At 60.5% G+C, this 15,069-nt stretch carries 14 protein-coding genes and 2 pseudogenes; 7 read left to right on the top strand and 9 right to left on the bottom strand.

Going from position 1 to position 15,069, the window contains the following annotated elements; genetic code table 11:
- Window positions 1–214: 214 nt before the first annotated feature.
- The gene (locus ACWGS8_RS33790; protein WP_454584985.1) at window positions 215–595 is read left to right on the top strand and encodes a hypothetical protein; all 381 of its coding nucleotides are present in this window, start codon (window positions 215–217) and stop codon (window positions 593–595) included.
- Window positions 596–615: 20 nt separating this feature from the next.
- Here ACWGS8_RS33790 and ACWGS8_RS33785 read toward each other — a convergent pair whose 3' ends face one another.
- A complete protein-coding gene (locus tag ACWGS8_RS33785; RefSeq protein WP_454584984.1) occupies window positions 616–1,536 on the bottom strand; it encodes a LysR family transcriptional regulator in 921 nt (306 codons plus the stop codon).
- Between the two features lie 35 nt (window positions 1,537–1,571).
- Between ACWGS8_RS33785 and ACWGS8_RS33780 the strand changes: the two genes are divergently transcribed.
- Complete coding sequence (locus tag ACWGS8_RS33780; protein WP_454584983.1) at window positions 1,572–2,000, top strand: hypothetical protein; 429 nt, start codon at window positions 1,572–1,574, stop codon at window positions 1,998–2,000.
- 328 nt (window positions 2,001–2,328) lie between these two features.
- On the opposite strand, the gene ACWGS8_RS33775 is transcribed toward ACWGS8_RS33780, so the two are convergent.
- The 5 genes from ACWGS8_RS33775 to ACWGS8_RS33755 form a co-directional block, all read right to left on the bottom strand.
- Window positions 2,329–2,961, bottom strand: a complete 633-nt coding sequence (locus tag ACWGS8_RS33775) for a DUF1419 domain-containing protein (protein ID WP_454584982.1) — start codon at window positions 2,959–2,961, stop codon at window positions 2,329–2,331.
- Window positions 2,962–3,094: 133 nt separating this feature from the next.
- Entirely contained in the window at window positions 3,095–3,487 is a 393-nt protein-coding gene (locus ACWGS8_RS33770) for a hypothetical protein (protein WP_454584981.1), read from the bottom strand.
- Window positions 3,456–4,040: a hypothetical protein gene (locus ACWGS8_RS33765; protein ID WP_454584980.1), complete on the bottom strand. Its 585-nt coding sequence runs from the start codon at window positions 4,038–4,040 to the stop codon at window positions 3,456–3,458. The genes ACWGS8_RS33770 and ACWGS8_RS33765 overlap by 32 nt, the downstream gene beginning before the upstream one ends.
- Window positions 4,041–4,112: 72 nt before the next feature.
- The gene (locus ACWGS8_RS33760) at window positions 4,113–6,245 is read right to left on the bottom strand and encodes a ParB/RepB/Spo0J family partition protein (protein WP_454584979.1); all 2,133 of its coding nucleotides are present in this window, start codon (window positions 6,243–6,245) and stop codon (window positions 4,113–4,115) included.
- A gap of 423 nt (window positions 6,246–6,668) precedes the next feature.
- The gene (locus tag ACWGS8_RS33755) at window positions 6,669–7,865 is read right to left on the bottom strand and encodes a DUF932 domain-containing protein (RefSeq protein ID WP_454584978.1); all 1,197 of its coding nucleotides are present in this window, start codon (window positions 7,863–7,865) and stop codon (window positions 6,669–6,671) included.
- A 292-nt stretch (window positions 7,866–8,157) separates the two neighbouring features.
- Here ACWGS8_RS33755 and ACWGS8_RS33750 point away from each other — a divergent pair, with 292 nt between their 5' ends.
- Window positions 8,158–8,400, top strand: coding sequence for a DUF982 domain-containing protein (locus ACWGS8_RS33750; protein WP_454584977.1), 243 nt, complete (start codon window positions 8,158–8,160; stop codon window positions 8,398–8,400).
- 577 nt (window positions 8,401–8,977) lie between these two features.
- Here the strand turns inward: ACWGS8_RS33750 and ACWGS8_RS33745 are convergent.
- Entirely contained in the window at window positions 8,978–9,211 is a 234-nt protein-coding gene (locus ACWGS8_RS33745; RefSeq protein ID WP_454584976.1) for an ATP-dependent DNA ligase, read from the bottom strand.
- Between the two features lie 242 nt (window positions 9,212–9,453).
- Between ACWGS8_RS33745 and ACWGS8_RS33740 the strand changes: the two genes are divergently transcribed.
- Complete coding sequence (locus tag ACWGS8_RS33740; protein WP_454584975.1) at window positions 9,454–9,648, top strand: hypothetical protein; 195 nt, start codon at window positions 9,454–9,456, stop codon at window positions 9,646–9,648.
- A gap of 799 nt (window positions 9,649–10,447) precedes the next feature.
- On the opposite strand, the gene ACWGS8_RS33735 is transcribed toward ACWGS8_RS33740, so the two are convergent.
- Together ACWGS8_RS33735 and ACWGS8_RS33730 are read right to left on the bottom strand one after the other, a co-directional pair.
- A complete protein-coding gene (locus ACWGS8_RS33735; RefSeq protein ID WP_454584974.1) occupies window positions 10,448–10,951 on the bottom strand; it encodes a helix-turn-helix transcriptional regulator in 504 nt (167 codons plus the stop codon).
- A 196-nt stretch (window positions 10,952–11,147) separates the two neighbouring features.
- Entirely contained in the window at window positions 11,148–11,483 is a 336-nt protein-coding gene (locus ACWGS8_RS33730; protein WP_454584973.1) for a hypothetical protein, read from the bottom strand.
- 143 nt (window positions 11,484–11,626) lie between these two features.
- Between ACWGS8_RS33730 and ACWGS8_RS33725 the strand changes: the two are divergent.
- From ACWGS8_RS33725 to ACWGS8_RS33715, 3 genes and pseudogenes are all read left to right on the top strand, one after another.
- Window positions 11,627–11,754, top strand: a pseudogene (locus ACWGS8_RS33725) (IS30 family transposase); the annotation flags it as partial.
- Window positions 11,755–12,198: 444 nt separating this feature from the next.
- Window positions 12,199–13,785, top strand: coding sequence for a PAS domain S-box protein (locus ACWGS8_RS33720; RefSeq protein ID WP_454584972.1), 1,587 nt, complete (start codon window positions 12,199–12,201; stop codon window positions 13,783–13,785).
- Between the two features lie 1,002 nt (window positions 13,786–14,787).
- A pseudogene (locus ACWGS8_RS33715) lies at window positions 14,788–15,069 on the top strand (calcium-binding protein); the annotation flags it as partial.

The following is a 15,069-nucleotide window of genomic DNA, read 5'->3' as shown; positions in this document are numbered from 1 at the left end:
TCGCCATTCTGCTTTGGTTCCACCGTGGATGATTATTGCGCCTAGGAATACCGAAGGCGCTGCCCAACGCCTAGCATTCGATTTAAAGCAGTCGCTGGCTGGGCTTGGCTGGCTAAGGGGAGCACCAGCCAAATCGATGCCCCCTAATTCGTAATTATTGTATACGTTCCGCATTAGCTATTGCTAATCGCGGCCGACGGCGCACTGTCGTTGGATGGTGGCTGGGCACGTCGAAATGGTTCTATTCGAGCAATCGATCGCCAACACTGGCGGCATCCAGCGGCCGTTTTCCGACAGGGTGATAGACGCTGCGGAGAAAACCGCGGGATCTGTCTTGTTCGATGTCCGCGTAGATGGTGACGCCTACATTCAACGTATGGCCGCAATAGGGTATGGAAAGGCGGATGCGGCGGTAATCGTGCTCGAGAAGAGCGGCCATCTAAGATGCGCGTCGGTGAACGGCGATGCATCAGCTTTGGTTGCGACCTTAACTACCTGGGAGTCGTCCCCCTTACGTGAGCATGTGCAAGCGGAGTATCATGGGACTGCACTGATCCTGCTAGCAAAGCTTCGCAATTCCGGCCTCCTGAAGTAATCAAAACCTACGCCGTCAATCTAGATTGTTGCGGCAACCTTTGCCGCCTTTGCGGCGATCCAATCTATGGCCGGATCGGGCGCGGCACCGGCCAGACGCGCAAGGCCGATGGACCATATTGGGACCGGGGCCGGCTGCGGATGAATGGCGATGGCTGCGGCGTCGGCGAGCCGCCGCGCCACGCGCTCGGCCAGCAGGGCGACGAGGTCTGTCGCCCCCACGATAAAGGGCGCCGCCAGAAAATTCGGAACGGTCATGACGACGCGCCGGGAAAGGCCGGCCTCGCCAAGGCGCTCGTCAAGACTGCCAGTTGCATCGCCGCCTAGCGAGACCAGCAGATGGTCGAGCCCTGCGAGCGTCTTCAGTGACATCTCGGCGGCTAGGGCCGGGTGGCCTTTTCGGGCCACCAGCACCAGATGCTCGGTGAAGAGGGGCGTCAGGACCAAGCCATTCGGCGCCGCAGCGAGCGGACCGATCACCAGATCAATGTCGCGGCGCCTCAGATCGCCAAGCAGGGCCTCCCGGCTGGTCGACCGCCGACGAATATCGAGTCCGGGCGCGGAGGCGCGCACCTCGGCCATCAAGGCCGGCATCAGCACCAAATCCGCATAGTCCGAGGCCCCGATCGACACCGAGCGAACCGCCCGGGCGGGATCAAAGGCGAGGGTGCTGGCATCGGCCAGCGCGGTGCGCACAGCCGCCAGTGCATGACCGATCGGCGCATCCAGAGCTTCCGCCCGCGGCGTTGGCCTGATCCCCTCGGCATGCCTCACGAAAAGCGGGTCGCCCAACAGGTGGCGCAGCCGGGACAGGGCATGGCTCACCGCTGGCTGGGTCAAGCCGAGAGTCTCGCCCGAGCGGCCGACGTGCCGTTGCCGCATGAGGGTCTCAAATACTACCAGCAGGTTGAGGTCGACGCGGCGTAGATCGATTTCGTGCATATAGCTTTATTACAATAATCAATTGGATTTATGAAGTGGTCTTCGACACAATGGCCGGAGTTGAAACACGCAGCGCAGCGAAGGCGATGATTTCGGTTCCAGGAGAGCACATGCTAACCGCCCTATATACGATCACCATCATCAACGTCCTCGGCGCCGCCTTCTTTGCTATCGCCGGCCTAGTGAGGCCAACCTTGGTTGCCCCCGGGCCACAAACGGAATCCAGCCGGATCTTTGCCCTTTATACCTTCGCCCGCACCATACCGATCGCCATCGTCACCATCGCTGCTGCGGTATGGGCTCCTTTTGTGATGCTTTGGCTCAGTGCGCTGTCCGCGCTGCTCCAATTGTTGGACGGCTATGTCGGGACGCAATTACGGAACGCCCGCACGACGTGGGGTCCTCTTTTTCTTGGGGTAGTTCAATCCGCATTGCTTGCCTGGGTCGTCTTCAACATGTCTTGAGACTAATTCTTCACCTAAAACGTCTTCGGTAAAACAACCGACTGCCACCTTCGCAAGCAATTTGGAGGTCCTGAGCCTAGCTCAGGGGAGCGCGCGTTGGCGGCCACCGCTTTTTTATGGGTTCACATCAACCCGCCCACGCGAAGCTGAGCCTCGCCGATGCGCTGCGCGTCGCCCGTCTCGCGGCGTCTGACCAAACCAGGCAGCATTTCACCGCCGGCCTTGTTCTACGGCGTCTGCGCCTCGGAGGCTTATCGGCGGCGACCCGGGACACCAAGCCAGCGGCGTGGTCGAGTGCGCCTCATAGGTGCGCTCTTCCGCCGGCTGCTTACGAAGGGTCCCCATCGTTGCCCCGACCCTTTCTGGCGCGTCCTGCGCGGATCGCCGAAATGCGGCTGTCGATTTCGTCGCCCGACAGGTCCTCGAGCAGTTTCAGGATCGTGCCGCCACGACCGCCGTCGAGGAGTACTGCGCGTTTGCCGTGGTGCTCGACGGGCCATGCGTCGGGATTGATTTCACCGGCAATTCCCTTGAAGTCAGGATGGGTCGCGTTCCAGACCGCCTCGAGCTTTTCCTCTCGGGTCATGCTGTCCGTCGCGCCCGTCTCGTGGGCGATGATGGCGGCACGCATCTTGTCTGGAGATTGCCGATCCGTGAGGTCGCAAAAGCCGTGATACCAGCGTTCGCGGCCGCGGATCCTGATCGCGAGAAAAACGCTGGTGACGTTGCCGGCCTTAAACTCCGACATGCCGAACATGCCGGTCCTCTGGAAGAGCGGCGGCAGGAGTCCAAGCATGAAGTGATATAGGGCCGCCTCGATCTCGAACCACTCCCCTGAGTAGGGCGTGCCGGAAGAAGGATCGAGGTCGGGGTTGTCGTTGTGATGGTTGAACAACTGGAACATCCGCTCGCGCGTGGCAACGCCGCCGAGCACTTTCCTGAAGGGTGGATGTGCGGTCATGGGGGTTCTCCTGAACGCAGGTCGATCACACGCGGCACGAACCGCGTCGTCGCAATCGCGTGGTGGTGATGGTGGCTGTCGCCTCGCCGACCCGGTGGCGTCATGAGCAGCGGCGATCATAGGGTTGCGGGGTTTAAGCGGCGCGTTGTTCGGAGGAACGGGAAGCATTCCGGCTGATACCAGTGACGGCGCGGACGGCGGCGGCGAGCGCCGGAATGTCATCGAGCATGGCGAGCGCGACGAAGTGGTTGGCTCCGGCGGTATAGTCCTTGCGGCCCCTGCAGGTGCGGATCAGGATGCCGTGTCCGGAGCAAAGCCCGAACTGGCCGACCTGGATGTAGGCACGGTCATGGTGCAAGGTAATTTCACCGGAGACGGCTATGCCCGCCTTGTTTGAGCGCAGATCATAGCTGCCCGGGGGCAGCGCAAGCTCGACAACGAGCTTCTTCAGTCGTGAGCGGGCCGTCATGTGAAAACGTCTCTTATGCTGCTCGTCATAGGAGCAGCTTCTGTTCCAGTCGAACATGTCGATCTCCATGAAGCGAAAAAGGCCCGGCGATCGCTCGCGACCCCGGGCCCGTCATCGGTTTTTTATGCGGTGAAACGATCAGGCGGCCGTGCGCCCCTCGATGACGGCGGCGCCGACCTCGTCGGCGGAGACCTCCTCGAGATAGGCGCGGCCATATGAGTTGCCGGCAAGCCGCGCTCGGCGCCTCGCGGTTCTTGGCGACATGCAGGAGTTCCGGGCTGTCCCCGAGTGCCTGCGGCACGCGGACCATGCCGATCGTGGGACGATCGACGATCTCGAAACGCAGGTCGCTCTCGACGGACCAGGTGCGTCTGACCGAGACGACGATGATGCCACCCTGCCCGAAATCGCCCTCATGGGTGAAGCTGGCCGGCGAGGTATAGGTCGTGCGCGTTCGCGGCGGTTCCTTCCTGACCAGACGACCGACGCCATTGCGGCTTTCCCAGGCCGCGAGCTTTTTTGTGAAGCGCGACGGCGGTTTCGCCGCGCCGTCCGAGTAGCGGATGACGCTCCCCAAAGGGGCGGATTGGTAGACGATATGTGCGGGCATGCGAATTTCTCCATCTTGGAAAACAGAAATGGGCCCGGCTGATGTGCCGGGCCCGGTACGAAGCGGGAGGGCCTATTCGGCGGCCTGGAGCTGGTCCGTCTCGTCGCCGTCGATAGTCACCGGCTCATCAGAGGACGGATCTGCATCGTCGGCGAGAAAGGCCGGCAGCTCGGTGGCATCGCCTTCGAGCGCCGCCTCGTCCGGCACCTCGCCGGCGACGGCTTCGCCAGCATCGGCAGCCACCTCGTCGACGTCGAGGCGGAGCGGCTCGGGCAGCCAGTTCGATCCTTCGAGAAGACGGGCGGCTTCACGCGCCATGATGTCCTTTTTCATGTGATCGATCAGCTGCGCGGAGTCCGCGCCACGGGCTTCCCGGACAGCCTGCAGGATCCGGGCCTTGGCGAGGCGACCGAGGAACTCGACCCTGGGCGTCCAGCCGGCGTCGACCATGTCGAACTTGAGCGAGTTGGCCAGCACGTCTGCATGCGCGAGCGCCTTCGCCCTTCTGTTCCATGGTTCGACCACCGCATTGAGGGTCAACGAGACGCAGTGCGCGAACAGCGCCTTGCGGCTTGCCTCGTCGAGGCCGAGAAGGAAGTCCCACAGGCCATCCGCCTCATCGGGAAGATCGCGGTCCCAGGCTTCGTGCCGCTCGGCGATCTCCTTGGCCCAGGACGTCTCGGCAAGACCGTCGACCTGGCTGAAGCTGCCGCTCTTCAGGCTGATTTCGAGGCAGGTGTCCGGCGCGAAGCGATAGAATACCTGCAGCACAACGGCGTGGAGTGCCGCGATGAACGCGATGTCGACGTCACCGGCGAGCGCGTTGCGCAGCGCCAGAGTGCGCTGCGCGGTCAGGTCGAAGACGAGCCGATCGGGCAGCGGCTTGATGCCATCCTCCTCGCCGTCGTCGCCAGTGCTGTCATTCACCGGCTTGCCGTTGACGACAACACCATTAGACCGGGCTTCGCCCTCGGCATCCCCTTCGTTGCCTCCATCGACGTCGCCAGTCTCGGAGCAAGGCTCGTCCTCGGACCGCACGAAACCGGCCTCGACATGGAGCTCGCCGTTCGCGGCGAGCGTCACGAAGACACCGGCAATGGCCTTCTGAGCTGGGTCGTAGCTTTGAGGACGATCGTCGATCGCATCGAGCGCGGCGCCCAGCTGATCGAGCTTCGCCTCGATTGCTTCGTCGGCGTCCTTGGCCGCGGCATAGTCCGCATCGAGCTTGTCGTATTCGGCCTTCAGCGCGTCGTAGCGTTCGATCTCCTCGGCGCTGAGCTCCTGGGCCTCGGCAAAGATGCGTCGCATGCCGGAGGTGTGGCCATAGGGGAAACTGATCGCCGCCTCGACCCATTTCCAGCCTTCGGCACGGATCGTCTCGGCGTCGGCCTTCAGCCTGTCGAAGACAAGCTGCTCGAGAAGTGCTGCATCCTGGAACCAGCCGCCGGAATCCTGCTCGAACAGGTCGCGAAGGATGACGCCGCCGGCGGCCTCATAGGCTTCCGCGCCGACATAAACCGCCCGGCGGTCATCGGCGCGAACCGTGGTTTCAGTCAGCAGGCGCCTGATGTAGTAGGGCTCCTGCGTGTGCGAGCCGGAGATCCGTTCCCAGACCTGCTCCTGGCGCGCGTGGTCGTCCGAGATCGAGAACGCCATGATCTGTTCGAGCCGGATTTCGTCGTTTTCGTAAAGACTGAGCAGTTTTGGCGACACCGATGCCAGCCGCAGGCGCTGCTTCACCGTCGCCGGCGACACGAAGAAGCGGGCGCCGATCTCGTCGGGATCGAGGCCCTGATCGCTGAGCGCCTGGAAGGCCCGGAACTGGTCGAGCGGATGCAGGTCGGCGCGGCGCAGGTTTTCGGCAAGCGAGTCTTCTTCGGCCGAGGTTTCCTGCCTGCGGTTTACGACACAGGGGATCGGCTCATTCTTCGCCAGGCGCTTCTGCTTGATGAGTATGCCGAGTGCGAGATAACGCCGGCCGCCGGCGGGCACCTCGAACGTGCCGGTCTCCTCGCCCTCGCCGTCGAGTACGGGACGGACGTTCAAGCTCTGGATCAGCTTTCGCCGTCCGATGTCTTCGGCGAGCTGCTCAATCGACAAGCCGTCCTTGATGCGCCGGACATTCTTCTGTGACAGCACCAGGTTGTCATAAGGGATGTTCTCCGCGGCGTTCATCGCGATCTTCTGAATGGCGTTCTTTGCCATGGTCAGTTCTCCGTGACGGGCGGCCCGGGGCCTCTCCCCGAACCTCCAAGCCCGTCAGGAATCCTCCCCTCCCCCCTCTGCCTCCAGGCCTCACGCCAGCGCGATCCGCCTGCCGCAACGATTGATGGGTGGGATAAGGAGCGCTGCTCTGGTTCGGCTCGCGGATTTCAAGGCGACCGAGCCGCCGAGGGCCTCCAAAACGTTGGCGTGGTCCATCGGCATATGGATCAGTGCCTGCCGGTCGACGGTGAAGCTCCATTAGTTTGTGACGACAGGGCGGGCGAAAGCCATTGGTCCGGCTGTGACTCGTTACTGAAAAAGAAAAAGCGCCGTCCTCGTGCGTTTGAGGACGGCGCTGGCTTGGCGGAGATCACAGACATAAGGCCAGCGACCGGGGGTCCTTCCACGCCGGCATCGGAAGGATCAGGCGGCGAAGTCGAGAAGCTTCTTGGCCTTGCCTTCCATGTCCAGGCGAACATCCTGATGCGCCTTGTCGCGCGCGATCCGCGTGATGCCCTGTACGAAATCGAAAATCGATGCTGGCGGCCGGCCTTCCTCGAGCAGCACAGTATCGATGATCTTTGTGGTCTCGGACTTTGAAAAGCCTCGCTTGCGCAGGAAGCTCTGGCGATCTTCGTCATCCCGAGCGACGATCCGTTGCCGCGCTGCTTTAATGCCGTTGACGAACGGCATGGGCGAGGAATCGGCGAACTGGATCAGCGCCGGCTCGGCTTCCAGGGCGAACCGCGAGGCGGCATACTTTGAATGGCGGATGGTGATTTCCTCGAAATCTTCAACGCCCCACAGATTGCGGTTCTGACACACGGCGCGCAGATAGAAGCTGGCGATCCCGAGGGTGCGGGCTCCAACTTCGGAATTCCAGCAGTAGAAACCGCGAAAATAGAGATCCGGTTCCCCATTCGGCAGCCGCCCGGCCTCGATCGGGTTCAAATCATCGACGAGGAACAAAAAGACATCGCGATCAGACGCGTAGAGCGTCGTGGTGCCGCTGGAGATGTCGACGTTCGGATTGTAGATCCCCGTCGACCAGTCGAGCACACCTGGCACCTTCCAGCGGGTGTCGCCGGTGCCGTTGCCGGCGATCTTCTGCACGGCCTCGATCAGTTCTGAGTCAAATATTCTACCGTAGTCGGGGCCTGTTACCGCTCGCAGCTCGAGGCGTCCGTTCTCGATTTCCAGCGTCTTCACCTGCTCGGCGCGATGGCTAAGGAGACCGTGCTGGAGATTGATCGCCGCGAGCGGAGCCGGAAGCTGACGCAGGTAGGTGGCCGGCGCGCCGACCAGACCGGCGAGTTGGCCAAAACTCCAATGTGTGGGTGCCACGGGGGCAGGCGCATCAGGCAGCACTAGCCTCAAGCGCTCCGGGTCGTCGCGGCTGGCCTCGACGCGGATTAGCTCACTTTCGACGATGCGCGTCTTGCTGCGTTCAGACCGCCGCTTCACCGAATTGTGGAGATCGGTGAGAGACAGGTATCGCTCATCCGCCGGGCGGTTGAACCACTCCGACGATACCCGGCCGATACGCTGGCCGCGACTGACATCGACCTTGTAACCTCCACGTTCGCTGCGCGTGGGCGTGGTAATTTCTATCTGTGTCATGGCTTAGCTCCGCGGCGGGCGCCGAGAGCCTCTCTCCCGGACCTCCGCCCGCCACCGCAAGCCCGCTCACCTCTACCTCTGTTGACGTCCGCGCCCCGCTAGAAGCGCAGCGGCAACGCCCCCCGCAGGGCGGCACCCGAGGAGGGAACGCTCGTCCTTAATGGAAGCTCGCGTGGGGCCAAGTGAGACGAATGTGCAAGGCCTCTTCGGGCCGCTTTCAATCCATGTATGAATTGACCCAACGTCATGATACGCAAAGACCGTAGCGAGGCGGGATTGAAAGTATAATTGCATGTCGAGCAGGTTCGTCCGGCCCGTGGTGGTGCAAGTTGGCCGACATGACCGTGAGCGCGTCATACTCGATGTGAACGATGCGGCTACGCTCCTGCTGCGCAGTTTCCCTGATCAGACGAATAAGCGAAAACTGGCTATGGATGCATGTCTTCAGGTTCTGCGTGGTGAAGCTCGGCCACCAGTTGCCAGACGAGCTTTCGTAGTAGCGGCTTTAGAGGCGAAAATCCTACGCAGCGACTGAGTTCCAAGTGAATCCTAGCTGCCTTCCAACGTGACCGTGAACCGAGCTTGACGCCGTCGCAGCGACACCTCGACTAGTGAAGCCGATAGCTAGCATCGAGCCTGGCCCTCCGAAGGCAGAGGTCACAGGTTCGAATCCTCTCAGGTGCGCCAGATACCGCCGTTTGCCGCCGTGCATACGCGTCGGCCGTATTGGCTACGATCAACGAAAAACTAGAATCTCATAATCGTAGGTGGGCCGGTGTTCGGCGGCGGAAAGTTCGAATCGTGCGGTGGAACGTCGGCTTAGCGCACAATTCAGGTCATTTGGCAGTGCTCAGCCGCACCCCCAAGAGCTGCCGTTCGTTCAAGGAACGCGGCGACGCCGTTCGGTGGATACCGGCCCGGCTGCGAGAAACATGTTAGTGGCCGCTCGTTAACGGTCAGGGGGCCATGACAATCACTCAAATGTGTGCGTGAACATGTCGATGAAGGCTCGCACCCTACTGCTGGCAAGACGGGACGATGCATGAAGCGCCCAAAACTCTAGCCGCTCGCCGACGAGCGTGCCCCAGAGCGCCAAGCGGCCTGTCTCGATTTCATCGCGCACAAAAAAGCTTGGGAAAAGCCTTGCGCAGCTCGCCGAAGTCGGACAGGCCGGCCTCGTTGAGCACGATGATCTCGCCGTCAACGATGGCGCGTTCCGCTCCAAGGAACTTCGCCTCTTGCATCAGGTCGCGATACTTGGCCGTCCAGTCATGGCCTTTGCGGGTGTAGATGCGTGTCCCGTCTTCGTCGATGATCAGTTGCGAGCGATAACCGTCGAACTTCACTTCGTGAATCCAGCCATCGCCTTCCGGGGGCTGGTCAACAGGGTCGGCATCAAGGGCGCGACAAACTTAGATGCATGCACGCAGACCGCCGTTAAATAAGATTGAGGTCCCAGCGGACTAACTTCGACATCCCGACGAGATGGAGGACGCTGAGGTTTCCAAAACCTGAAATCCCAGCCCGAATGCAACAAAGCGAGGGTAATCCACGTTCCGCATCGAATTGGACGCTCAGGAGCGCGAGAGTGCCAAAATACCATGTCGAGGAAATGGACGGCGATGCCGTCACGGCCACCCATGTCGTCAATGCCACCACACCCTTGAAGGCCGCTCGGGAAGCAACCGAACGCGAAGTCACCTTGCATACCAGTGAGCCTATATGGATCCGCGTTACTGACGAACAGCGTGGCCATGTCTTCAAATACAGTTTCAGTCTCTAGTGCAGGAGTTCATTCGCGATGACAAAGCTATCCGACCTTGGCCCTCCAATTCGCGGCAAGCCGCGCGGCGATGCCAAAGGGAACGGCCACGACCGTTTCTACCGCTGCGCAACTTGTGGCCAGAAAGTAGACATGCGCGATTTCCGTCAGGTGATGTGGCACGAGAGGCCGCGCCATGAACCACTGGAACCGGAAGGCGGTGCGGACATAATCCCGTTCCCAGAACGCCTGAGATAGGCTTCGCTCCAGCACGAGCCAGGAGAGCGGTGGGTCAGATTCAAATTAGGCGAGCTTCTCAATGCGGCCCTTTTCGAGACGAAAAATCCCATCGGTGCCGCCTTGGCGCTCGAAATCTGTCTGGATTTCGTCCCATGTACCAAGATACTGACCGCAATCGTCGCATCGGATCGGCGTTAAGGGCCGGGCGTCTTTCGGAATCCTAAGACGAATGGTGCCGCAATAGGGGCACTCCAACCGGTGGTCCAGATACCCGCCTGCCATAGTCACTTTCAACGCACATCCCTCTCGTCGGTAATCGAGACGCGCCCCACTCTGCCTCAGACAGGCGGTACGCCGCGACCCGCACCACCTTGGCGGGGCGATGCGGGGCCGGCCAAGGGCTCATTCCCTTGGCCGCAGCGGAGGGGGTTGCTGCGAGATTCCAACCAGCTGAAGCATATCAGGTTCCGCTGATGCACAAAAATGCCCGCCACATTTCGGCGGCGGGCAAGTCTGGAGTGGTGCTGGGCAAAGGGCGACGTGGGCACTAAGAGGGGATGAATGAGTGACGCGGCAACCATCATTTGACAACCTCACTCGCTCGCGCCTGCGATGGTGTCACACCCCGGTATTTCTTCATCACGGTGGTAAAATGGCTCTGGCTTGAAAATCCGGCCAAATGGGCGACTTCTGCGATCGACATGCCGCGGGCGAGAAGCAGACTTTCGGCGTAGTCCAGCCGTTGATCGAGAACGTACCTGTGTGGTGGAACCCCGAACGTCTTGGAGAAGGCGCGTATAAAATGCGAGGTCGATAGTCCGGATAAGGCGGCGATCTCGGCAACCGCCAGCTTGCGCGAAAAGTTCTCCTGGAGGAACGACTGCACGCTACGTGTACTGCTGGCGCAGAGCCCACCTTTCACATTCAGGTTCGGTGCCCGTCCCGCGTAAACATGGCCGTGCCTCATCTTCCAACCTCTGGCCATGCCCCATACGAAATTCAACGCTGAGCTGCTCTTGCCGTTCCTCAAGAGACGATTCGGATTGATCGAACTGCCATTCGCATCGCGGCCGGCGCCAAGCATCAAGGTCTTGAAACGCGAAAAGCCCGCCAGTGCAGGTGCAGTGACGGGCCTTTTGTTTGTCTGCCCGGTTGAGGGAGCGTCCGAGCATTTCCAACAAAAGCCCGCCACTCGGGAGAGCAGCGGGCAAGAGACAGAAGTGCCGGGATCAACCCGCAAGGGTCAACGACCGGCGCTGGGGCTGCCACGCACGGCGGACCTATGTCTCGTCGAAACGGCCTTCGCGGGTAGGATGGCGGGCAATGGCGGCTTCCTCTTCATCGTCAGGCAATGCTTCGTCGCTATTCTGGTAAGCATTGTCATCGTCTTCCTCGACAACCTCGCCGTCCTTTTCGACGCCGGCATTCGCTTCAGCTGTTCCTAGATTTTCCCCCGGTTCGGACTCGATGCCTATCGTCTCGCCCTCACCATGGACCTGATCACGATCCCAATCGTTTGTTTTGTCGGGAGTTTTGACAGCAGCCTCTCGGGTTTCCCTGGCCTTGTCCTTGCGTGGTTCTGTTCCTGACATGTCGTGGGATGATTTTGGCTGCATGGCGTGGTTCTCCTTTCGAACCAAACACCTTCGGACATGCTAGGTTCCTTAACCGCCGCGCAGCACCCGCCAGATATCGCAACAATTCTCCGGATCCTGCGCGGGATCGCGAAAATCCCAGCTCAGCTCAAGCTCGGCGAACTAACTTCTCGCAGGTCTCGCAGGCCCAACTCGACGGCGTCGCCCTGCGGCTCAATCAGCGCCCCCGAAAAACCCTGGACTTCGAAACGCCCGCCGATAGGCTACAGAAGGTGTTGCAGTGACCGGTTGAACCCACCGCCTCATGTCGGTCATTCCGTCGAATATTGCCTCCCACAGCGGACATCGCGGGCTGAGGACTAACCGCGAATTCGAGCAGCGCCCTTAGCAATTCGGCCAGCTTGTCGCGTCGATCTACGAGTTTGTTCTTGACCGGGTCCAATCCGATTTGTTCCTGTATTGTCGCCAAAATTTGAGCCGCCTTGCCTCAGCGTCCTCCATCTCGTCGGGATGTCGAAGTTAGTCCGCAGGGACCCAAGCAAGCGATAACGACTGACCGTCCCAATCATCATGAAGTCCCTATTGCGAAACTGCGCAAGGCTGGCATAGTCGGGGTCGTAACCGGCAGTCCAAGGACATGAGCCGTGGACGCGGTGCTACGTTAGGTGGGGTTGGTCGAGGACTTGGTCGAACTTCAACAGAGCCGTCCGCGGGATAGAGCCATGCAGCACGAGCCATGAGTGATGCGGCCATGGGGCGAGGCCAGCGTGAGCCAGCCGACGGCGATGTTGTCCGCGAGCAGGCCGTCCTCTTTCGCCTCACCGACCGACTTTATCGAGCCAACGGCCTTGGCGAGATCTACGATGCAGCGCTGGACGCCATATGCGACGCCCTCGGTTCATCGCGCGCCTCGATCCTGAGATTTGACAACCACGGCGTCATGAGCTTTGTGGCGTGGCGCTCACTCTCTGAACAATACCGCAATGCAGTTAACGGCCACACGCCGTGGACAAGTGGTGAGCGCAACGCCCAGCCCATCTTTGTCGAGGATATTCGTTTCAGCGATGAATCTCAGCAACTCATCGATACGGTCCTTGGCCAAGGAATTGAAGCGCTAGCCTTTATCCCGCTTGCCAGCTCCCGCGAGCTCATCGGCAAGTTCATGGTCTACTATCCAGCACCCCACCGCTTCACCGATCGTGAACGCGAACTTGCATTGACCATCGCCCGCCAGCTCGGGTTTGCGATCGAACGGGACAGCGCGGAAACGACCGCAGCGCGACTGAGCGCGCTCGTCGAGTCCTCGGATGATGCAATCATCGCGACCGATATGGAAGGCATCGTCACGAACTGGAACAGCGGCGCCGAGCGTCTCTACGGTTACTGCCGCAAGGAAATTGTCGGACGTCCGCTCATGTTGCTGATACCACCCTATCGCCAGAATGAGGAGCGGGAGATTGTGGCGCGCATTCGCAATGGAGAGCATGTCGAGCATTTCGAGACTGTTCGCCTGCGCAAGGATGGCAGCAGCATTCCCATCTCTTTGACCGTTTCCCCAATCGCGGATGCGTCTGGCGCAATTGTCGGTGCCTCCAAGATCGCCCGTGACATTTCCGAGCGGCTGCGCGCGCAAGAGCAGCGGGAGCTGCTGCTTCGCGAGATGGATCACCGCGTGAAGAATCTCTTTGCCATCACAAGAACCATCATCAATTTGAGCGCGTCAGCCGCTGAAACGCCGGCCGTGCTGGCTTCCACCGTTTCTGACCGGCTCGGCGCCCTCGCGCGGGCGCATGCGCTGACGTTGCTGCCCTCGACTGGCCCCTCTGTTCAGGTCACGACGAACCTACATGCATTGATCGCCGCAATCCTCGCGCCATACCGCAATGGAACTGACGGGCATCCCCGCTTCGCGGTCAGTGGCATCGATATGCCAGTGCCTCCAGCGATGATCACGCCGCTTTCTCTCCTGCTACACGAACTCGCCACCAACGCTGCCAAACATGGCAGCCTCTCCGTGGCCGCCGGTTCGATAGAGATCGCTTGCTCCAATAGGGACGGTAAGGTGACTGTCCAGTGGAGAGAGGTAGGGGGACCACCTCCGGTCGCAAGCGGAGACGAAGGTTTCGGGAGCCGCTTGATCCGCGCCGCCGCGAGTGAGCTTGGCGGAGTCGTGCGAGATTGGGACCCCACCGGAGTTGTCCTTGAGATCACGATCGATATTCAAAGATTCTCGGACCGATGCCCGAGCCGCTTGCCAGGCGCAGCAGCCCCTCGCTCTGAAAATCTTCCCAGCGATCCGAGCGCGACTCCGTATTGGCGCTGATGGATAGTTAGCCAGCACTGTCTCCTGCCGGATAAGATGCGTCGCGCGGACCGGAATAATGAACAGAATAGTGTTGCCGAATCTCATTTTTTGCCCCATTTTCCCTTAGATGGCGACGTTTATTTCACATCCTGACTGTTGGTCAGGGCGTCAACGAACCTGGCGACGTATCATGCTGATATGAGTCAGCGCTCTGGGGATGGGGTTTGTCATGATGTTGGCGAGTAGGATTTTTGGAGTGCTCTATGCATTGGTGGGCATCGTAGGCCTACTGGCTACGGCATATGCCTCTACGGTGGTGCATGAGTCAAAGGGTTCATCTCGTTAGCCGGCAGCGCTTTGAACCTGATGGCGTGGGGCGCTCTTCTTTATTGCGCGGGCTTGGCGATCGAGACTCGAGGCAATCCGCGCATTTCTTGGCACTGCTCGCCCTGCTCTGCCCGCAGAAGGTGAAGATACCTCCACTACCCAGCCGTAGGGGGGCGCACCGGCCCTGTGCCGTTCCATCTGATGAACGGCGCGTCGCATCCAATCGTTAGCGGCCACTTATGAGCACGCGCGGCCGTTCCCTTCGCGCGACCCATTTCCCTGTTTTTGTTCGTTGATCTCGCCATGTACACTCGCATGGCGGCTACACCTGCAAACCTCAACTCCGACTAGTGACTTCATGACCTCCACTATCGAAGAGCGACGCGCATGTGCGCACGAAATCCTTTGGGGTCAGATCGCAGCCGTCTTCCTCATCGTATTCGCCACGACATGGGCGACGACGCAATGAACGAGCTCGGCTTCCAACCGCAACTCGGCGCGCCGTGGTTCGAACTGGCGAGCGATCCAGTACACGCGTCCGCGTTCGTTCGCTCTCGTACAGAGCACCTATGTTGTGGCGATTCCCGTCGACGATCAATGATTCTGTCAAAGAGTGGCTGTATTTGATTGTGCGCTAATATGCGTTTTCAGCTAGGCAGGAATGGGGCTATCGAATCAGACGAAGGAAATTGGATGGCTACTCTCCATTTTGCATCGGGCGGATCAGCGACGGACGTCGCACCCGCCGGATTCAATCTTGTCGACGTTTCATCCGTGGACGAACTCAACGCATTGCCGGCTGGCACGAAAGGTCTGGTCTGGCTCGATGAAGCCAATGGCGCAACCTCGTCTTTCATTCAGAAGGTCACGCCCTTCATCGGCAATCCGAACGTGTTCGGCTTCTTCCTCGTCGACGAGCCCGATCCGACGGGCAAATGGGGAACCTTTGCCACAGCCGACAATCTGAAGGCGGAA

The organism is Mesorhizobium sp. 43Arga, from assembly GCF_053714255.1.
Note: the sequence above shows the minus strand (reverse complement) of the source record. Positions and strands in the feature narration are given on the sequence as shown.